We start from the raw sequence: 20,643 nt of genomic DNA, 5'->3' as shown, positions 1-20,643 counted from the left end.
CCCCTGACACAAGCATTCGCAGCACCCTGGGGCGACCGCGGATGCCCTTGGAGAAACACACGATGAGTCATTTTCTGGATCGGCTGAAGTTCATGTCGCGCGTGAAATCCACGTTCTCCGACGGCCACGGCGCCGTCGTCGACGAGGATCGGCGCTGGGAAAACGGCTACCGCAGCCGCTGGCAGCACGACAAGATCGTCCGCTCGACGCACGGCGTGAACTGCACCGGCTCCTGCTCGTGGAAGGTCTATGTGAAGAACGGCCTCATCACGTGGGAAACCCAGCAGACCGACTATCCGCGCACCCGCGCCGACCTGCCGAATCACGAGCCGCGCGGCTGCCCGCGCGGCGCGTCGTACAGCTGGTACGTCTACTCCGCGCAGCGCGTCAAATACCCGATGATCCGCGGCCGCCTGATGGAGATGTGGCGCGAGGCGCGCAAGACGATGGACCCGATCGCCGCATGGGAATCGATCAGCCAGAATCCCGAGAAGGCGCGCCGCTACAAGAGCGTGCGCGGCCTCGGCGGCTTCGTGCGCGCGGACTGGAACACCGCGACCGAGATCATCGCCGCCGCGAACGCGTACACGATCAAGCGCTACGGGCCGGATCGCGTCGTCGGCTTCTCGCCGATTCCGGCGATGTCGATGGTGTCGTACGCGGCGGGCGCGCGCTATCTGAGCCTCATCGGCGGCGCGTGCCTGTCGTTCTACGACTGGTACTGCGACCTGCCGCCCGCGAGCCCGCAGGTGTGGGGCGAGCAGACCGACGTGCCCGAATCGGCCGACTGGTACAACTCGAGCTACCTGCTCGTCTGGGGCTCGAACGTGCCGCAGACGCGCACCCCCGACGCGCACTTCTACACCGAGGTCCGCTACAAGGGGACGAAGACGGTCGCGATCTCGTCCGACTACGGCGAGATGGTCAAGTTCGGCGACATCTGGCTCGCGCCGAAGCAAGGCACCGACGCCGCGCTCGCGATGGCGATGGGCCACGTCGTGCTGAAGGAATTCCACGCGGCCGGCAAGTCCGCGTACTTCCGCGACTACGTGAAGCAGTACACGGACATGCCGATGCTCGTGCTGCTGCGCGAGCGCGACGGCATGCGCGTGCCCGATCACTTCCTGCGCGCGTCGCATCTCGCCGACTCGCTCGCCGAAGCGAATCATCCCGAATGGAAGACGCTCGCGATCGACGCCGCGACGGGCGACATCGTCGCGCCGAACGGCTCGATCGGCTTTCGCTGGGGCGAAGCCGCGCACAACGGCGGCGAGAAGGTCGGCCGCTGGAATCTCGAAATGAAGGACGGCGGCAGCGGCCGCGCAATCGATCCGAAGCTGTCGCTCGTCAACGCGCACGATGAAGTCGTCGACGTCGGCTTCCCCTACTTCGGCGGCGAGCACGAATCGCTGCTCGCGCGCCGCGTGCCCGCGAAGCGCGTCGCGCTCGCCGACGGCACGACCGCGCTCGTCGCGACCGTCTACGACCTGCAGATGGCGAACTACGGCGTCGACCAGGGCCTCGGCGGACCGAACGTCGCGGCGAGCTTCGACGACGACGTGCCGTACACGCCCGCGTGGCAGGAAAAGCACACGGGCGTCGCGCGCCATCTCGTGATCCAGGTCGCGCGCGAATTCGCCGACAACGCGGACAGAACGCGCGGCAAGAGCATGGTGATCGTCGGCGCGGCGCTCAACCACTGGTATCACAACGACATGATCTACCGCGGCATCATCAACCTCCTGATGATGTGCGGCTGCATCGGCCAGAGCGGCGGCGGCTGGGCGCACTACGTCGGCCAGGAGAAACTGCGTCCGCAGTTCGGCTGGGCGCCGCTCGCGTTCGCGCTCGACTGGTCGCGCCCGCCGCGCCAGATGAACGGCACGTCGTTCTTCTACAGCCACACGAGCCAATGGCGCCATGAAAAGCTCGCGGTCGACGAGATCCTCGGGCCGACCGCCGATCGTTCGAAGTACGAAGGCATGACGCTGCTCGACCTGAACGCGAAGTCCGAGCGGATGGGCTGGCTGCCGTCGGCGCCGCAGCTCGAAAGAAATCCGCTCGACGTCGTCGACGAAGCCGAGCGCGCGGGCAAGGAGCCCGTCGCATACGCGGTCGAGATGCTGAAGAGCGGCAAGCTCGCGTTCGCGTGCGACGATCCCGACAATCCCGCGAACTTCCCGCGCAACATGTTCGTGTGGCGCTCGAACATTCTCGGCAGCTCGGGCAAGGGGCACGAGTACTTCCTCAAGTATCTGCTCGGCACGCAGAACGCGCTCTTCAGCGACGAGGCCGATGCGCTGAAGCCGTCCGAAGTGAACGTGCGCGACGCAGCCGAAGGCAAGCTCGATCTGCTCACGGTGCTCGACTTCCGGATGAGCACGACGTGCCTGTACGGCGACATCGTGCTGCCGACCGCGACCTGGTACGAGAAGGACGACCTCAACACGTCGGACATGCATCCGTTCATCCACCCGCTGTCCGAAGCCGTGCAGCCGCTGTGGGAGAGCAAGACCGACTGGGAGATCTACAAGACGATCGCAAAGAAGTTCAGCGAGATCGCGGGCCCGTACCTCGGCACGCGGCGCGACCTCGTCTGCACGCCGCTCATGCACGACACGCCGGGCGAGCTCGGCCAGCCGTTCGAGCCGAAGGACTGGCGCCGCGGCGAATGCGACCTGATCCCCGGCAAGACCGCGCCGTCGATGACGGTCGTCGAGCGCAATTACGGCGACATCTACAAGAAGTTCACGTCGATCGGGCCGCTCCTCGACAAGCTCGGCAACGGCGGCAAGGGGATCAACTGGAACACCGAGCACGAGGTGAAGGAGATCGGCGCGCTGTCCGACACGGTCGCCGAGCCCGGCGTGAGCCGCGGCCGCCCGCGCCTCGACACCGCGATCGACGCGGCCGAGATGATCCTCACGTTCGCGCCGGAAACGAACGGCCACGTCGCGGTGAAGGCATGGGACGCCCTCTCGAAGATCACGGGCCGCGATCACGCGCATCTCGCGATCGGCCGCGAGCACGACAAGATCCGCTTTCGCGACGTGCAGGCGCAGCCCCGCAAGATCATCTCGGCGCCGACGTGGTCCGGCCTCGAATCGGAGGAAGTCAGCTACAACGCCGGCTACACGAACGTCCACGAGCTGATTCCATGGCGCACGCTGACGGGCCGCCAGCAGTTCTATCAGGACCATCGCTGGATGCTCGACTTCGGCGAAGGCTCGTGCGCGTACCGGCCGGCGATCGACACCAAGACGGTCGCGCCGCTGCACAAGCGGATGCCGAACGGCCAGCCGGAGCTCGTGCTGAACTGGATCACGCCGCACCAGAAATGGGGCATCCACTCGACCTACTCGGACAACCTGCGGATGCTGACGCTGTCGCGCGGCGGCCCGCACGTGTGGATCTCGGAGGCCGAAGCGCAGCAGGCAGGCATCAGCGACAACGACTGGGTCGAGGTGTTCAACGTGAACGGCACGCTGACCGCGCGCGCGGTCGTGTCGCAGCGCGTGCCGGCCGGCATGTGCCTCATGTACCACGCGCAGGAAAAGATCGTGAACGTGCCGGGCGCGGAAACGAGCGGCAAGCGCGGCGGGATTCACAACTCGGTCACGCGCACCGTGACGAAGCCGACGCACATGATCGGCGGCTACGCGCAGCAGGCGTACGGCTTCAACTACTACGGAACGGTCGGCAGCAACCGCGACGAATACGTGATCGTGCGCAAGATGAACCGGGTGGACTGGCTCGAGGAGCCGCTTAACGAAGGAGCAGCACAATGAAGATCCGCGCACAAGTGGCGATGGTGCTCAATCTCGACAAATGCATCGGATGCCACACCTGCTCCGTCACCTGCAAGAACGTGTGGACGTCGCGCGACGGCGTCGAGTACGCGTGGTTCAACAACGTCGAGACGAAGCCGGGCGTCGGCTATCCGCGCGAGTGGGAAAACCAGGACAAATGGCAAGGCGGCTGGAAGCGCAACGACGCGGGCAAGCTCGAGCCGCGCCAGGGCGGCAAGCTGAAGATCCTCGCGAACATCTTCGCGAATCCCAACCTTCCCGGCATCGACGACTACTACGAGCCGTTCACGTACGACTACGCGCATCTGCAGAACGCGCCGCTGTCGCAGACGCCGCCGACCGCGCGCCCGGTCTCCGCGATCACCGGCCAGAAGATGGACAAGATCGAATGGGGGCCGAACTGGGAAGACGATCTCGGCGGCGAGTTCAAGTCGCGCGGCCGCGACAAGCTGTTCGAGGACGTGCAGAAAGAGATGTACTCGACGTTCGAGAACACCTTCATGATGTACCTGCCGCGCCTTTGCGAGCACTGCCTGAATCCGGCGTGCGTCGCGTCGTGCCCGTCCGGCTCCGTCTACAAGCGCGAGGACGACGGGATCGTGCTCGTCGACCAGGACAAGTGCCGCGGTTGGCGGATGTGCATCTCGGGCTGCCCGTACAAGAAGATCTACTTCAACTGGCAAACCGGCAAGGCCGAGAAGTGCGTGTTCTGCTTCCCGCGCATCGAGGCCGGGCAGCCGACCGTCTGCTCGGAAACCTGCGTCGGCCGCATCCGCTATCTCGGCGTGATGCTGTATGACGCGGACCGCATCGAGCAGGCGGCGTCGATCGCCGATCCGCAGAAGCTCTACGAAGAGCAGCTCGCGGTGTTCGTCGATCCGCACGATCCGGCGATCGAGCGTCAGGCGCTCGCGGACGGCGTCCCGCAAAGCTGGATCGACGCGGCGAAGCGCTCGCCCGTCTACCGGATGGCATGCGAATGGAAGGTCGCGTTCCCGCTGCATCCGGAATACCGGACGCTGCCGATGGTGTGGTACGTGCCGCCCCTGTCGCCGATCCAGGGCGCCGCACAGTCGGGCCACATGGGGATGAACGGCGTGATCCCGGACGTGCGCAGCCTGCGGATTCCGCTGCGCTATCTCGCGAACCTGCTGACCGCGGGCGACGAAGCGCCGGTCGCCGCGGCGCTCGACCGGATGCTCGCGATGCGCGCGTACAAGCGCGCGCAGACCGTGCACGGCGAGCACGACGCGCAGGTGCTCGCGCAGGTCGGACTCACCGCCGAGCAGGTCGAGGACATGTATCAGTTGATGGCGATCGCGAACTACGAGGACCGCTTCGTGATTCCGTCGTCGCACAAGGAAATGGCAGAAGACAGCTTCGACGAGAAAGGCAGTTGCGGCTTCTCGTTCGGCAACGGCTGCTCGGGCGGCACGTCGGACGGCACGCTGTTCGGCCGCAAGAAGGAAACGGCGGTGTCGTACGCGGCGCTGCCGACCGTCACGCGCAAAAAAGCGAGCGCCGCATGAGCGCATCGCACGAGGAAAACGTCATGTCGATCTATCCGGTTCTGTCCGCCCTGCTGATCTATCCGGAGCAGGCGTTGCTCGACGCGCTGCCCGACGTCGAGCGCGCGCTCGACGCGTTCCCCGACGCGCGCTCGACGCTCGCGCCGCTCGTCGCGTCGCTGCGCGCGACGCCCTTGATCGAGCTGCAGGAGCGCTATGTCGCGACGTTCGACCGCACGCCATCGCACTCACTGCATCTGTTCGAGCACGTGCACGGGGAAAGCCGCGACCGCGGCCAGGCAATGGTCGATCTGCTCGACGAATACCGCCGTCACGGCTTCGAGCCGGTCGGCAACGAGCTGCCCGATTACGTGCCGCTCTTCGTCGAATTCCTCGGCGCGATCGCGGGCGACGGCGACAGCGAGCACGCGGCGCGCCTGCTCGGCGACGCGATCGACGTGCTCGCCGCGCTCGGCGAGCGCCTCGCTCGCGCGCAGAGCCCGTATGCGGCCGCGTTCGCGGTGCTGCGCGCGCTGAGCCCGGTCGAGCCGCAGCCCGTCGCCGAGCCGCCGCCGCGCACGATGGACGAGGCGCTCGAGCGCTTCGGCCCCGGCCACGACGGCGTCGAGCCGCTGCTCGCGCCCGCGGCGAGCGCGTCGCTCACTCAGCCGATCCGCTTTCATCCGCCGCGCCGCGCGGCGACGCCCGCTCCCCGCGCGTGACGCGGGGCGTCGCGAACCCGTTTCGAGGTCACGTCATGGATTATCTGAATAGTTTCGTCTACGGCATCTATCCGTACATCGCCGCCGCCATCTTCCTGTTCGGCAGCCTCGCGCGCTTCGAGCGCGAGCAATACACGTGGAAGTCCGACAGCTCGCAGCTCTTGCATCGCGGTGCGCTGCGCACAGGCAACATCCTGTTCCACGTCGGCGTGCTCGGGCTGTTCTTCGGGCATCTCGTCGGGCTGCTCACGCCCGTCGCGGTGTGGGACGCGCTCGGCGTCACCCATCATCTCAAGCAGCTCGTCGCGATGACGGCGGGCGGCGTGATGGGCTCGCTCGCGCTCGTCGGCCTCGCGATCCTGCTGCATCGGCGCCTGACGAACGCGCGCATCGCCGCCGTCACGCGCCGCGGCGACAAGGTGCTGCTCGCATGGCTGCTGATCACGCTCGTGCTCGGGCTGTCGACGATCCTCGAATCGGCGAGCCACACCGACGGCCATCTGATGGTGCAGTTGATGACGTGGGCGCAGCACATCGTCACGTTCCGCGGCGACGCAGCGAGCTTTGTCGCCGATGCGCCGTGGCTCTTCAAGGCGCATCTGTTCATGGGCATCTCGCTCTTCGCGATCTTCCCGTTCACGCGACTCGTTCACGTGTGGAGCGGCTTCGCGTCGGTCACGTATGTCGGCCGCGCATGGCAGCTCGTGCGCGCGCGCCGCTAGGGTCCATTCCCGCTTCACGTTGGAGGGTCGGAGCTAATCGATCGCGGCGCGCCGGCGAGTGCGCCGCGATGCCTCACGTGCCGCTATGTCGCAGCGGGAGCGCAACATTCGGCAGGACAATTGTCATGTCCAAAAAAACATGACGTGCTATGGCTCCCGCTCTCCCCGACTCCGCCGCCCCGTGGCGGCACCGCCTGTCGACGCGAATCGTCGCGCTGTCGGCGATCGCGTGGGCGCTCGTCCTCTCGATGGTGGGCGGCACGCTGTGGCTGTCGTGGCAGCTCGAAGGCGCGGGCGCGGCGATCAACGATGCCGGCAGCCTGCGGATGCGCGCGACGCGCACGTACGTCGAGCTGTCGGGCTCGGGCATCGAGCCGCAGCGCCAGCTCACGGCCGAAGTCGACGCGGTCGACGGCACGCTCGCGCGGCTGCGCCGCGGCGATCCGTCGCGGCCCCTCTTCCTGCCGAACACGACCGTCATCCAGCATCAGCTCGACATCGTCACCGATCGCTGGAACGCCGCGCTGCGGCCGCTCGCCGCCGCGGCGCTGACGGGCGCGCCGCGGCCTGACGCGGCCGCCGCCTATCTCGTCGCGCTGCCGGGCTTCGTCGACGAAGCCGATCTGCTCGTGCGCGAGATCGAATCGGACAACGCGCGCAAGACGACATGGCTGCGCCTGTCGCAGATCGGGCTCGGCCTGCTCGCGTGCTCGGGCACCGTCGCCGTCATCTACCTGCTGTTCCTGTGGATCATCCTGCCCGTGATGCAGCTGCGCGACGGCCTGAAGCGCATGGCCGCGCGCGAATTCGCCGTGCGGCTGCCCGTGCAGACGCGCGACGAGTTCGGCGATCTCGCGCGCGGCTTCAACCGGATGGCGAGCGAACTGCAGGAGCTGTACGCGGGGCTCGAAGAGCGCGTGCAGCAGAAGACCGCGCAGCTCGCCGCGCAGAACCGCGAGCTCACCGCGCTCTACGAAATCACCGCATTCCTGAATCGCCCGCAAGCCGTCGACGCGTTGTGCGCGGGATTCCTGTCGCGCGCGATCGCGCAGTTCGACGCCGACGCGGGCAGCATCCGCGTCACCGATCCGGCGGGCGAGAAGCTGCATCTCGTGATCGCCGAAGGACTGTCGACCGAACTCACCGATCTCGAACGCTGCATGTCGGTCGACGACTGCTTCTGCGGCACTGCGACGCGCGCGGAGACGGCCGTACTGCACGACCTGCGCGGCAGCGCCGCGCGCGCGCCGACGCCGTGCTCGCGCGAAGGCTTCGCGGCCGTCGCCGTGTTCAAGGTGATGACGCAGGACGCGGTGCTGGGCTCGTTCTCGCTGCACTACCGCGACGCGTCGCGGCTGCCCGACGCCGAGCGTCGCGTGCTCGAGACGCTCGGCCGCCATCTCGGGATCGCGCTCGATCACGTGCGTCTGTCCGCGAGCGCGCGGCAGCTCGCCGTCGCCGAAGAGCGCAATCTCGTCGCGCAAGGACTGCACGACAGCATCGCGCAGAGCCTCAACTTCGTGAACCTGCAGACGCAGATGCTCGGCGATGCGATCACGCACGACAACCTCGTCGATGCGCGCGAAATCGTGCCGATGCTCAAGCACGGCATCGAGCAGAGCTACGCGGACGTGCGCGAGCTGCTCCTCAACTTCCGCACGCGCCTCACGCAAGGCGAGCTGAAGGCGGCGATCGAGGAAACGATCGCGCGCTTCGAGAAGCAGACGCGCATCGCATGCGATCTCGACTATCGCGAGACGGGCGGCGCGCCGCTGCCGCCCGATGAGCAGTTGCAGGTGCTGTTCATCCTGCAGGAAGCGCTGTCGAACGTGCGCAAGCACGCGCATGCGCGGCATGTCGCGGTCGACGTCGAGAACGGCGCCGCGTTCAGGCTGTCCGTCGCCGACGACGGCTGCGGCTACGATCCGGCCGCGCTCGCCGCGCGCGCCGACACGCACATCGGACTCACGATCATGCGAGAGCGCGCCGCCCGCCTGCGCGCGACGCTCACGTTGACAGGTGCGCCGCAGCGCGGCGCGCGCGTCGAGCTGGTGTTGCCGGCCGACGCGCGACAGGCGGCATAGACACAAGAACGAGGACAAGCATCATGACCATACGCGTACTGTTGATCGACGACCACACACTCTTTCGCAACGGCGTCAAGCTGCTGCTGCAACGCCAGCCGGATTTCGAAGTCGTCGACGAAGCGTCCGACGGCGTCGAGGGTGTGAAGCGCGCGAAGCAGCATCAGCCCGACGTGATCCTGCTCGACCTGAACATGCCGGGGTTGTCCGGGCTCGAGACGCTGCAGTTGCTCGTGCAGGACGTGCCGTCGGCGCACGTCGTGATCCTCACGGTGTCGGAGGACGCCGAAGAGCTGACGACCGCGCTGCGTGACGGCGCGTGCGGCTTCCTCGTGAAGAACATCGACGCGGAGACGCTCGTCGCGGGCATTCGCAAGGCGGCCGCGGGCGAGCCCGTGATCGCCGAGAGCATGACCGCGAAATGGATCGCGAGCCTGCGCGCGCCGCAGGCGGCGACACGGCTCGCGCAGGCCGCCGCGCCCGCTTCCGTCTCGCATGCATCGGTCGATCCCGACCAGTTGACGCCGCGCGAGCACGACATCGTGCGCGCGCTCGCGCGCGGCACGAGCAACAAGGAAATCGCGCGCGAGTTCGACGTCGCCGAGAGCACGGTGAAGATCCACGTGCAGAACATCCTGAAGAAGCTGAATCTGACGAGCCGCGTGCAGATCGCGGTCTATGCGGTCGAGCGCGGGCTGACCGCGCCGCATCCGGCCGAAGCATGACGCGGCGCCCGACGACAGCGCGCGGACACGCATTGCCGTGACGCCCGCGCAGCGGTGCGTCGCGCCGCGCAGCGACGCGTCCATTCGCGAACGACGACGCGACCGCGCCGATCCTCATTCTTCTTTCGCACAACGAGACAACCTCCGCAAGAAAAGGCACGCGCGAGCCGCCGTCCCCTCTTCGGCTCGCGCCGAAGCCGACCGAAAGTGAGACGCCCGCCTCGCCGCCATGCGCATTCGTAACGAACGCGCCCGCCCGTCGACGGCCTGCCGAAAGCGATGAAAGCGGCAAGCAACGTGCGCGAGCATGGCGTCGCCCGCCTGATCGCCCCGCCCCGACAGGCGGCCGCCGTCCGCGACGCCGGCCGCCGCCCCTTCCCTCCGGCACGCAACCACGCTTTCCGGTCGCCGCAGGCGGCTCGCGGTAAGATGACGGCCTTACGCATCCTGCCGATCCGCCCATGAGAATTGCCACCTGGAACGTCAACTCCCTGAACGTGCGCAAGCAGCACGTGCTCGACTGGCTCGCGCAGAGCGACGTCGATGTGCTGTGCCTGCAGGAGCTCAAGATCCCCGACGAGAAATTCCCGCGCGCCGATTTCGAAGCGGCCGGCTACCGCAGTTGGTTCGCGGGCCAGAAGACCTACAACGGCGTCGCGATCCTCGCGCGCGCGAGCCTGCCGTTCGACGAGACACACATCGTGCGCAACATCCCCGGCTTCGAAGACGCGCAGCAGCGCCTGATCGCCGCGACGATCGACGGCGTGCGGATCGTGTCCGCGTACTTCCCGAACGGCCAGGCGCTCGACTCGGACAAGTTCGTCTACAAGATGCAATGGCTCGACGCGCTGCAGGCATGGCTGAAGGACGAGATGCAGCGCTACCCGAAGCTCGCGCTGCTAGGCGACTACAACATCGCGCCCGAGGATCGCGACGTGCACGATCCTGCGAAATGGGAAGGCCAGAACCTCGTGTCGCCGCAGGAGCGCGCGCACTTCGCGCAGCTTCTCTCGCTCGGCTTCATCGATGCGTTCCGCCGCTTCGATCAGCCGGGGAAGACGTTCACGTGGTGGGATTACCGAATGCTCGCGTTCCGCCGCAACGCCGGACTCCGGATCGATCACATCCTGCTGTCGCCCGCGCTCGCCGACACCTGCACGAGTTGCACGGTCGACCGCGTGCCGCGCACGTGGGAGCAGCCGTCCGATCACACGCCCGTCGTCGCGCAGATCGGTTGAGCTCGCGCACGGCAATCGTCGCGCGCGTCGACGCACGGCGGCGCCGCGCGCGATGACGCGGCGCATGCGCCGAGCGCCGCACCGTACCCATACATCGGCGAGCGCATCGCCATCCCACGCAAACGGGGCGCTCCAGGCGCCCCGTTTTCTCTTGTCGATCGATGCGGACGCCGCATGCACGGCCCGCATCGCACCACATCGGATCACGATTCGAGATGCAGTTCCTGGATCTTGCGCGTGATCGTGTTGCGGCCGATGCCGAGCCGTTCCGCCGCCTCGACCTTGCGGCCGCGCGTGAAGTCGAGCGCCTCGCGGATCACCGCGGCTTCGAAGCGGCGCGCGAGCGCATCCATCACGTCGGCCGAGTTCTCGCGCAGCAAGCGCGCGACCTCGGTGCGCAACCCGTGCTCCCACAGCGGATGTCCGGCGGTCGTGCCCGCCGCCGCGGGCGCGCTCGCCAAGACGGGCGCGGCGACGGCCACGCTTGCCGCCTGCGGCTCGGCCGCGCCGTTGCCGGCGACGACGGACGTGTTTGCGATCACCACGGCTTCCGCCGGCGCCACGCCGCCCGACGCCGTCTGCGTCGCGACGAGATCGGGCGGCAGGTCCTTGATCTCGACCGTCTGCGCGGGCGCCATCACCGTCAGCCAGTTCGCGAGGTTCTCGAGCTGCCGGACGTTGCCCGGAAACGGCAGCGACGTCAGATACGCGAGCGCCTCGTCCGACACGCGCTTCGGCTCGACGCCGAGGTCGCGCGCGCTCTTCTGCAGGAAGTGACGCGTAAGGAGCGCAATGTCCTCGCTGCGTTCGCGCAATGGCGGCAGCCGCAGCCGGATCACGTTCAGCCGGTGATACAAGTCCTCGCGGAACAGGCCCTGCCGCACGCGCGCCTCGAGATTCTGGTGCGTCGCCGCGATCACGCGCACGTTCGAGCGCAGCGGGCTGTGACCGCCGACGCGATAGAACTGCCCGTCCGACAGTACGCGCAGCAGGCGCGTCTGCAGATCGAACGGCATGTCGCCGATTTCGTCGAGGAACAGCGTGCCGTTCTCGGCCTGCTCGAAGCGGCCCTGGCGCGTCGTCTGCGCGCCCGTGAACGCGCCGCGCTCGTGGCCGAACAGTTCGGACTCCAGCAGGTCCTTCGGGATCGCCGCCGTGTTGAGCGCGATGAACGGCCCGTTCGCACGCGGGCTGTGCCGATGCAGCGCGCGCGCGACGAGCTCCTTGCCGGTGCCCGACTCGCCCGTGATCAGCACGGTCGCGGCCGAATGCGACAGCCGCCCGATCGCGCGGAACATGTCCTGCATCGCGGGCGCCTGGCCGAGCATCTCGGGCGCTTCGGCAAGCTTGTCGTCGTCGGGCACGCCGCCGCGCAGGCTCTCTTCGACCGCGCGCCGGATCAGTTCGACCGCCTTGTCGACGTCGAACGGCTTCGCGAGGTATTCGAACGCGCCGCCCTGGAAAGCCGCGACCGCGCTGTCCAGATCCGAAAACGCCGTCATGATGATGACGGGCAGTCCCGGCAGCCGGTCGTGCATCGCCTGCAGCAGCTCGAGTCCCGAGCCGCCCGGCATCCGGATGTCGGATACGAGCACCTGCGGCGTTTCCTGGTCGAGCGCGGCGAGCGCTTCGCGCACGTTCGCGAAGCTCCTCGTCGCGAAGCTCTCGCGCGCGAGCGCTTTCTCGAGCACCCAGCGGATCGATTGATCGTCGTCTACTATCCAGATCGGCTTCATGGTCGGTCAGAGGTATGGAGAATCGCTGCGCCGCCGCTCAATGATCGAGCGGCAGCAAAATCTGAAATTCGGTGCGGCCCGGCCGGCTGTCCACTTCGATCATCCCGTCGTGCTGCTGAATGAACGTCTGCGCGAGCGTGAGCCCGAGCCCGCTGCCGTCGTCGCGGCCGGACACGAGCGGATAGAAGATCCGGTCGCGAATGTCGTCTGGAATGCCGGGGCCGTTGTCGATCACGTGCAAGTCCAGTGCCAGCTTGTACAGGCGCTTCGCGATCGTCACCTTGCGCGCGACGCGCGTGCGCAGCTCGATCCTCGCGTCGCCCTGCGCGATCCGCTCGCGCAGCGCCTGCGCCGCGTTGCGCACGATGTTCAGGAGCGCCTGGATCAGCTGCTCCTTGTCGCCGCGCAGATCGGGCACGCTCACGTCGTAGTCGCGCTCGATCGTGAGGCCGCGCGGGAATTCCGCGAGCATCACCGCGCGCACCCGCTCGCACACTTCGTGGATGTTCACATCGCCGACGATGTGCGGATGGCGATGCGGCTCGAGCAGGCGATCGACGAGCGTCTGCAGCCGGTCCGATTCCTTGATGATCACCTGTGTGTACTCGCGCAACTCGTCGCGCTCGCGCTCGCCGAGCTCGAACTCGAGCAGTTGCGCGGCGCCGCGGATCCCGCCGAGCGGGTTCTTGATCTCGTGCGCGAGATTGCGGATCAATTGCTTGTTGACGGCCGTGAGGTCGTGAATCCGCTCCTCGCGGTCGGTGCGCGACTGCCGCTCGTTCTCGAACAGCTCGACGAGCACGAAGTCGGGCGCGCCTTCGAGAAAGCCGACGATCGCGTGCACGTGCAGCGGCTCGCGGCCCGGGCGGTCGAGCACGGTGTCGAGATGGGTCGCATGAAAACGCTCTTCGCCGATCGCGGTGATCGTCGTCGCGAGCTCGTTCGCATTCGGGAAGATCTCGCCCCACGGCATCTGCGACAACTGCCGGCGCGAGATGTCGAGCATCGCCTCCGCCGACGGATTGGCGAACGCGATCCTGAGCGTGCGCCGGTCGAGCACGAGCACGACCGTCGGCAGCGCTTCCAGCCCCGTGAGGAGTCCCGAGCGCACGAGCCGGTCGTCGTCCGACAGGCGCTCCGGATGGCCGGCCCTGGCCTTGATCAGATTCTTCAGAACCATCTTGCGTGGATGCCGTGTCAAAAACCGCCGTGACGGGCGGAACAAAAAGGGGACGGCGTCACGCCGTCCCCTTTCAAGGTCCGATGCCTTCGCGCGCAATTGCCGCGCGAAGGCCGGTCGGCGCCGCGGCGCTTCGTCCGCCGACGAGACGAAGCGCCATCGCCGCTTACAGCGAGTAGTACATCTCGAACTCGACCGGATGCGTCGTCATGCGGAACTTCGCGAGCTCCTGCTCCTTCAGACCGAGGTACGCATCGATCATCGCGTCCGTGAACACGCCGCCGCGCGTGAGGAACTCGCGGTCCTTGTCGAGTGCTTCGAGCGCCTGGTCGAGGCCCGCGCACACGGTCGGGATCTTTGCATCCTCTTCCGGAGGCAGGTCATACAGGTTCTTGTCCGCGGCCTCGCCCGGATGGATCTTGTTCTGGACGCCGTCGAGACCCGCCATCATCAGCGCCGAGAAGCACAGGTACGGGTTCGCCATCGGATCCGGGAAGCGCGTTTCGATGCGGCGGCCCTTCGGGTTCGACACGTGCGGAATACGGATCGACGCCGAGCGGTTGCGCGCCGAGTACGCGAGCTTCACGGGCGCTTCGAAGTGCGGCACGAGACGCTTGTACGAGTTCGTCGTCGGGTTCGTGATTGCGTTCAGCGCGCGCGCGTGCTTGATGATGCCGCCGATGTAGAACAGCGCGAATTCGGACAGGCCGGCGTAGCCGTTGCCCGCAAACAGGTTCTGGCCGTCCTTCCAGATCGACTGGTGCACGTGCATGCCCGAGCCGTTGTCGCCGACGACGGGCTTCGGCATGAACGTCGCCGTCTTGCCGTACGTGTGCGCGACGTTAAGGACGATGTACTTCAGCTGCTGCGTCCAGTCGGCGCGCTGCACCAGCGTCGAGAACTTCGTGCCGATTTCGTTCTGGCCCTGGCCCGCCACTTCGTGGTGGTGCACTTCGACCGGAATGCCGATCTGCTCGAGCAGCAGGCACATTTCCGAGCGCATGTCCTGGAACGAATCGACCGGCGCGACCGGGAAATAGCCGCCCTTCACACCCGGACGGTGGCCCGTGTTGCCGCCTTCGAATTCCTTCGCCGACGACCACGGCGCTTCTTCCGAGCCGATCTTCACGAAGCAGCCCGACATGTCCGTGTTCCACTGGACCGAGTCGAAAATGAAGAATTCCGGCTCCGGACCGAAGTACGCGGTGTCGCCGAGACCCGAGCTCTTCAGGTACGCTTCCGCGCGCCGTGCGAGCGAGCGCGGATCGCGCTCGTAGCCCTTGCCGTCCGCCGGCTCGACGACGTCGCAGGTCAGAACGAGCGTCGACTCTTCATAGAACGGATCGATGAAGGCGGTGTCCGGATCCGGCACGAGCAGCATGTCCGACGCCTCGATGCCCTTCCAGCCCGCGATCGACGAACCGTCGAACGCGTGACCGCCTTCGAACTTGTCTTCGTCAAACGCCGACACCGGCACCGACACGTGCTGCTCCTTGCCGCGCGTGTCCGTGAAGCGGAAATCGACAAACTTGACGTCCTCGTCCTTCACGAGCTGCATGACGTCGGCGACGGTTTTACTCATAACCTCTTCTCCTGATTGAACAAATCCGGCGGACTGGGACCGCCTCGTTAAGCGAGCTGCTGAGCGCAGCGTTCTTTGCCGCGTACAACCGATTCGAACGGGATCTATGTAGCAGCTTCCATGCCATGCATGCGCCAGATCGGCGCGAAACGCGCGAGGCCGCGCCCCGTCAGGGCCGGGGCGCGCTCTTTCGGGGCTTCGGTGCGCCCGGACATTGCCAAAGACGCACCCATATTGGGCAATGTCAGGCTCCGCACACTCGAAAATCACATTTTTGGTGCAAACGGTGCATTTTGCACCTTTTTGGTGACGGTCGCACATGGCGACACTGCCGGCCGTCGTCGCGCGCCCGGCACGCTAGAATGTTTTTTTGATCCGCAGGAGACCTCCCGCCATGAGTACGCTTGAACAGCTTTACGCGCAGGCCGACACGCGCCGCGCGCAAGGCAACCTGAACTACGCGGGCGCGCTCTCGCCCGCCGAGGCCTTCGAACTGCTGCAGCTCGATCGGAACGCGCGCCTCGTCGACGTGCGCACCCGCGCGGAGCTTGATTGGGTCGGCCGTCCGCTCGTCGGCGATGGCCAATACGCGCACGTCGAATGGACTCGCTATCCGGGCGGCGTGCCGAATGCGGAATTCATCGACCATCTGCGCACGGTCGTGCAGCCCGATCAGCCGGTCCTGTTCCTGTGCCGAAGCGCCGCGCGCTCGAAGCTCGCCGCGGTCGCCGCTACGCAGGCCGGCTTCACGCACGCATTCGATCTGCTCGAAGGATTCGAAGGCGCGAAAGACGCGCAAGGACACCGGAAGACCGTCGATGGCTGGTGCCACCGCGGCCTGCCCTGGATCGGCGCATGACACGTCACACGCACCGCCGCCCGCCATCGTCGTGCCGGGCGATGACACGGCAATGACACGGCGATGACGGGTGACGCCGGCGCGGCCTGCATGCGCCCCGACGCGGTGCGGCACGGCGCGACGCCCGTCGGCGCCGCCGTGCGTCCGGCCGGCATCCCGCCAGCCGGTCTTCTTCTCTTTCTTGCCAGTCGCCGGTCTTGCCAGTCGCCGGCTTGCCGACCGTCGGCTTAGCTCAGCCATGCTGCTGCATGGCCGGCTCGACGATGTCGCCGCCGAGCAGATGCACGCCTTCGCGCAGCTTCACGAACGCGGCCGCGACCGCTTCCGGCTCGCCCTTCACGCCGAGATCGATGTGCCGGCGCGCATAGATTCCGCCTCTCTCCGCGTCGCCGACGCTCGGCAGGCTGAACACCCGCACGCCCGGGAAATCGCGCTCGATCTTCTCCATGAGCGGCGTCAACGTCGATTCAGGCAGCTCGAACACGTACAGCGAACGCTCCGCATGCGGCGTCGCATGGTGCAGGTGCGCGTACCTCGTGTCGAGCACCCATTCGATCATCGGCCACGCCATCACCGGAAAGCCCGGCACGAAATGGTGATCGCCGCACGAGAAGCCCGGAATCCGGTTGTAGCCGTTCGGGATGATCGTCGCGCCGCGCGGGATCACGCCCATGTTGAAGCGATGCTGGTTCTCGGGTGAATCGAGATCGACGGGCTTCGCCGGGTCCGTATGCGTTTCGCGGATCCGCTCCTCGATCAGCGCCTTCGCCTCCGGATGCAATTCGAGCGGCACGCCGAGCGCCGCAGCCGCGCACTGGCGCGTGTGGTCGTCGGGCGTCGCGCCGATCCCGCCCGTCGCGAACACGATGTCTCCCGACGCGAACGTGCGCTCGAGCGTCGCCGTGATCCGCGCGGGATCGTCGCCGACGTACTCGGCCCAGCCGAGCGCGAGTCCGCGCGCGCCGAGGAGCTCGATCACTTTTGCGAGGTGCTTGTCTTGGCGGCGCCCGGACAGGATCTCGTCGCCGATGATGATGATGCCGATGGTCATGCTTGCCTCGTCGATTCGATGGAAGTCGCGCTCGCGGCCGCCGCCGCGCGCTGGTCCTGCAGCGCGCGCAGGCAATAGAAGCCGAACCACAGCGCCGAGAACACCAGGATGAATGCGTACACCCAGATCATCGCGGCGGCGACGAACGGAAACAGCACCATCATCCAGATCGACGACACCCAGATGAAGGTCGGCACCGTGCCGAGCAGCCCGCTCGCGACGCCGATGCCGAGAAGCGGCCAGCGATGCTTGCGAACGAGCGCGCGGCGCTCGTCGACGCTCGCGTGCAGCGCGAGCGCGTCGTAGGTCATCACGCGGTACGTGAGCCAGCCCCAGATCACGGGCGGCAGCAGTGCGAAGAACGGCGGAATCAGCCACAGCGGCACCGTGACGATCAGGAGCACGATGCTCGCGAGCGCGGCCCACAGCGAATTGAACACGCTGCCGAACCAGCTGCCGCCCCGCTTCATCTCGAGCGACGCGAACTGGCGCTTCGACAATTGGGTCACGACGGCGGGCATCGAGAGCGTCGCGATCAGCAGCAGCACGGTCAGCACGATGAGCGGGATCGCGAGCGACACGACGACGAACGGCGCGACGACCGCATGCAGCTGCGACGCGCCGATCGCGGCGAAGAACTTGTAGAGGAGCGCCGTCAGCGCGAAGCCGTCGAGCGCCGCGCGCGCGGCGTCGACGAGCGGCTGCCACACGAACCACAGCACGACGCCCCAGAGCACCGCGGCGACGATAAACGGCATGAAGGTGAGCCAGAGCATCCGCGGGTGCAGCGCACTCGCGAGCGCCCGGCCGAAGGAGCGCAGCAGGTCGTTCATGCGGGACGGATCATCGATCGGGAATGATGGGGGAAAGCTCGGCTAGGATAAACCACGCGGCGCGTGTGCGACAAAACGGGGCGGTAGCGGAACGGGGGGATGCGGATCGGAGAAACGCGCGCTGCTGCGGCGCTGGGTGACGGCGGCGGCAAGAATCGCGGCGGCTCGCGATCGACGGCGCAACGGCTGGCTGCCGGCCAACGACGCCGACGGCAACGAGATCCGGGGCGGAAAGCAATCCGGCATGACTTCCGTACGGCAGCCGAGGCGGCGTGCAATCCGCCGCGCGCAGAGAAACGGCCAAACGACGCCTGAAAACGTATACAACGGCGAAAACCGTCAAGAAACGAACGCATACCGCCACTCGGCGCAGCGTTGAACAGAAAAACGACAGACTTCGCGCCGCCGGCGAGCCAATCGAAAGACCGCGTCCTCGGCGGAACGCGCGACGCGGCATGCGAAACAAGCGACCCGCGTCGCGTCGCCCCAAACGAGCCGGCACGACGCCCCGCCCGCGCCGCGCGCCGCTTACGCCGAAGCCGCGCCGCGCGGCTTCTTCGGCGCGAGCCGCCGCGCGATCCGCATGAACGCGAGCCCGTGCTGCACCCAAAAGCCGTCGCCATACGACACGCCGTCGTACTGCTCGCGGATGCCGGTGGGCTCGGGCGCACGGTTCCACGACGCGGTCCGGAACAGCATGTCCCACCACGGGAACAGCACGCCGAAGTTGCAGCCGTACTTCGTGCCCTCGTGGCCGTAGCCGACCGCGTGATGGCGGCGATGGAACGTCGGGCTGACGAGCAGCCGCTCGCCGAGCCGGCCGAACGACAGCCGCGCGTTCGTATGCTGGACGCTCTGCACGAAGTTCGTGACCGCCGTCAGCACGACGAACTGCGACGGCGACACGCCGATCACGAGCGCGATCGCCGCGAAAAAGCACGCCTGGATCACGTCGTCGAGCAGGTGATTGCGGTCGTCGCACCAGAGCGACATCTGGCGCTGGCTGTGATGCACGGCGTGCAGCTCCCACCAGACGCCGATCCGGTGCTGCCAGCGGTGATACCAGTAGCCGGCGAAATCGAGCACGATCAAATAGATCGCGAACGCGATGATCGGTTTCGACGTGACGCCCGGCCACAGGTAGTCGAGATTGATGTTGGAAATCCCGAAGAGGCGCAGCCACGCCTGGAAGTTGTCGAAAAGCGGCTGCATCGCGAAAAAGAAGAACAGATTGAAGATGCCGAGCTTCGCGATCAGCGTGTAGATCACGTCGACGCGCGCCTCCTTGCGGTTCGCCCATCGCTCGACGGGACGCAGCGCCTCGAGCGGGCGCAGCAGCACGTACATCGCGACCACCTGCAGCGCGCCGACGATCACCCAGTAGAGCGCGTCGTACGTATCCTCGTCGTAGTCCATCAGGCCGACCTTGAACATCACCGGCTGCACGATATCGACGTACAGCCAGGTCTGCAGATCGGACACGAAGCCGTCGAGCGCGGCGACAATCATGTGCAGCATGAACCGCTCCCCCGCCGCGTCAAGCGCCGTTCGGCGCCGTCCACGGCGCGCGATCATAGAAATAGATCCCGTGCGGCGAACGGCCGACCGAAATCGTCTGGATCAGCTTGCGGCTCGGCAGATCGATCACGCCGACCTTCTTCGCGAAGCGGAACGTCACCCACAGCGTCTTCTTGTCGGCGGACAGCTCCATGTCGTCCGGGCCGGGCAGCAGGCCCGTGATGTCGCCGACGTTCGTCAGCGCGTTCTCGTCGATGATGCTGATCGTGTTCGCGACCCGGTTCGTCACGGCGACGTGCGTGCCGTCCGCGAGCGAGCGGAAATTGTGCGCGCCGTTGCCGGTCCGGATCGTCTTCACGATCTTCTGGTTGCGCCAGTCGACGACGGCGACGTAGTCGGCGCCCGTCATCCCGATCAGCACGTACTTGTCGCCGGGCGTGAGCCAGAGGCCCGCCGGCACCTTGCCGACCTTCATCTTCCACTTGACCGTCTGCGTCGCGAGGTCGATCGCGGCCAGTTCGCCCGACACCTGCAGCGTCACGAGCACCGTCTTGCCGTCCTTCGTGAACGCGAGGTGGCTCGGCATCACCTCGAGCGGCACGCGCTTGGCGAGCGTCAGGTCACGGCCGTCGTAGCGATAGATGTCGACGCGGTCGAGCCGCAGGCCCGCCGCGACGAACCACTTGCGGTCGGGCGAGAAGCCGAGCTGGTACGGATCGTCGATCCCTTCGAGCGTGCGCTGCGGCTTGCCCGTCTTCGGATCGAGGAACATCAGGCTGTTGGACACCGAGTTCGCGACGATCAGCGACGAATTGTCGGGCGTCGCCATCAAGTGGTGCGGCTCCTTGCCGGTGGGATACTGGCCGACGACCTGGCGTGTGTTCTCGTCGATCAGGGAGAGCGTCGCTTCGGCCGAATTCAGCACAATCACGTTGTTCGCGAAGGCGGCGACGGGCGCCAGCACGGCGGCGGCAAGCGCGAGCGTGCGGCCGAGGGAAAGGAAATTGCGCATGAAGACTCACGTCGTGGACTGGCGTGATTGTAAAACGCGCGAGAACGCCGCCGGTTGACGTCTC

Annotated in this window: 15 protein-coding genes; 8 read left to right on the top strand and 7 right to left on the bottom strand. The window is 66.9% G+C overall.

Annotated elements, in window-relative coordinates; all coding sequences use genetic code 11:
• The first annotated feature begins 62 nt into the window (after positions 1 to 62).
• The 7 genes from WS70_RS06735 to xth all read left to right on the top strand — a co-directional run bounded on the left by WS70_RS06735 (position 63) and on the right by xth (position 10,808).
• Positions 63 to 3,788 carry a nitrate reductase subunit alpha gene (locus WS70_RS06735; protein WP_059596615.1) on the top strand — a complete coding sequence of 1,242 codons (3,726 nt, stop codon included), beginning with the start codon at positions 63 to 65 and terminating at the stop codon, positions 3,786 to 3,788.
• A complete protein-coding gene (narH, locus tag WS70_RS06730; protein WP_059596603.1) occupies positions 3,785 to 5,338 on the top strand; it encodes a nitrate reductase subunit beta in 1,554 nt (517 codons plus the stop codon). Before WS70_RS06735 ends, narH begins: the two co-directional genes overlap by 4 nt.
• Positions 5,335 to 6,039, top strand: coding sequence for a nitrate reductase molybdenum cofactor assembly chaperone (gene narJ, locus WS70_RS06725; protein WP_059596604.1), 705 nt, complete (start codon positions 5,335 to 5,337; stop codon positions 6,037 to 6,039). The genes narH and narJ overlap by 4 nt, the downstream gene beginning before the upstream one ends.
• Positions 6,040 to 6,074: 35 nt before the next feature.
• Complete coding sequence (gene narI, locus WS70_RS06720) at positions 6,075 to 6,761, top strand: respiratory nitrate reductase subunit gamma (RefSeq protein ID WP_059596605.1); 687 nt, start codon at positions 6,075 to 6,077, stop codon at positions 6,759 to 6,761.
• A gap of 149 nt (positions 6,762 to 6,910) precedes the next feature.
• Positions 6,911 to 8,845, top strand: coding sequence for a type IV pili methyl-accepting chemotaxis transducer N-terminal domain-containing protein (locus WS70_RS06715; protein WP_059473751.1), 1,935 nt, complete (start codon positions 6,911 to 6,913; stop codon positions 8,843 to 8,845).
• Positions 8,846 to 8,868: 23 nt separating this feature from the next.
• The gene (locus tag WS70_RS06710; RefSeq protein ID WP_059596606.1) at positions 8,869 to 9,570 is read left to right on the top strand and encodes a response regulator; all 702 of its coding nucleotides are present in this window, start codon (positions 8,869 to 8,871) and stop codon (positions 9,568 to 9,570) included.
• A gap of 461 nt (positions 9,571 to 10,031) precedes the next feature.
• Positions 10,032 to 10,808: an exodeoxyribonuclease III gene (gene xth / locus WS70_RS06705; RefSeq protein ID WP_059473753.1), complete on the top strand. Its 777-nt coding sequence runs from the start codon at positions 10,032 to 10,034 to the stop codon at positions 10,806 to 10,808.
• A 203-nt stretch (positions 10,809 to 11,011) separates the two neighbouring features.
• On the opposite strand, the gene ntrC is transcribed toward xth, so the two are convergent.
• From ntrC to glnA, 3 genes are all read right to left on the bottom strand, one after another.
• Positions 11,012 to 12,544, bottom strand: a complete 1,533-nt coding sequence (gene ntrC / locus WS70_RS06700; RefSeq protein WP_059596607.1) for a nitrogen regulation protein NR(I) — start codon at positions 12,542 to 12,544, stop codon at positions 11,012 to 11,014.
• Positions 12,545 to 12,581: 37 nt separating this feature from the next.
• Positions 12,582 to 13,724, bottom strand: a complete 1,143-nt coding sequence (glnL, locus tag WS70_RS06695) for a nitrogen regulation protein NR(II) (RefSeq protein WP_059473755.1) — start codon at positions 13,722 to 13,724, stop codon at positions 12,582 to 12,584.
• A 166-nt stretch (positions 13,725 to 13,890) separates the two neighbouring features.
• On the bottom strand, positions 13,891 to 15,306 hold the full coding sequence (gene glnA, locus WS70_RS06690; protein WP_025989908.1) for a type I glutamate--ammonia ligase: 1,416 nt from the start codon (positions 15,304 to 15,306) through the stop codon (positions 13,891 to 13,893).
• Positions 15,307 to 15,700: 394 nt separating this feature from the next.
• Between glnA and WS70_RS06685 the strand changes: the two genes are divergently transcribed.
• The gene (locus WS70_RS06685; RefSeq protein WP_059473756.1) at positions 15,701 to 16,165 is read left to right on the top strand and encodes a rhodanese-like domain-containing protein; all 465 of its coding nucleotides are present in this window, start codon (positions 15,701 to 15,703) and stop codon (positions 16,163 to 16,165) included.
• Positions 16,166 to 16,397: 232 nt separating this feature from the next.
• Here the strand turns inward: WS70_RS06685 and WS70_RS06680 are convergent, their stop codons facing one another.
• The 4 genes from WS70_RS06680 to WS70_RS06660 form a co-directional block, all read right to left on the bottom strand.
• Positions 16,398 to 17,216 (bottom strand): competence/damage-inducible protein A, encoded by an 819-nt coding sequence (locus tag WS70_RS06680; RefSeq protein ID WP_059473757.1) that lies wholly within the window; start codon positions 17,214 to 17,216, stop codon positions 16,398 to 16,400.
• Positions 17,213 to 18,049: an EI24 domain-containing protein gene (locus WS70_RS06675; RefSeq protein ID WP_059596608.1), complete on the bottom strand. Its 837-nt coding sequence runs from the start codon at positions 18,047 to 18,049 to the stop codon at positions 17,213 to 17,215. Before WS70_RS06675 ends, WS70_RS06680 begins: the two co-directional genes overlap by 4 nt.
• A 528-nt stretch (positions 18,050 to 18,577) precedes the next feature.
• Positions 18,578 to 19,567: a sterol desaturase family protein gene (locus WS70_RS06665; RefSeq protein ID WP_059473777.1), complete on the bottom strand. Its 990-nt coding sequence runs from the start codon at positions 19,565 to 19,567 to the stop codon at positions 18,578 to 18,580.
• A gap of 19 nt (positions 19,568 to 19,586) precedes the next feature.
• Positions 19,587 to 20,579 carry a YVTN family beta-propeller repeat protein gene (locus WS70_RS06660; RefSeq protein ID WP_059473760.1) on the bottom strand — a complete coding sequence of 331 codons (993 nt, stop codon included), beginning with the start codon at positions 20,577 to 20,579 and terminating at the stop codon, positions 19,587 to 19,589.
• Positions 20,580 to 20,643: the final 64 nt, after the last annotated feature.

Origin of the sequence: Burkholderia mayonis (assembly GCF_001523745.2) — a bacterium.
Lineage (GTDB): Bacteria > Pseudomonadota > Gammaproteobacteria > Burkholderiales > Burkholderiaceae > Burkholderia > Burkholderia mayonis.
This window is presented reverse-complemented; position numbering and strand designations above follow the sequence as displayed.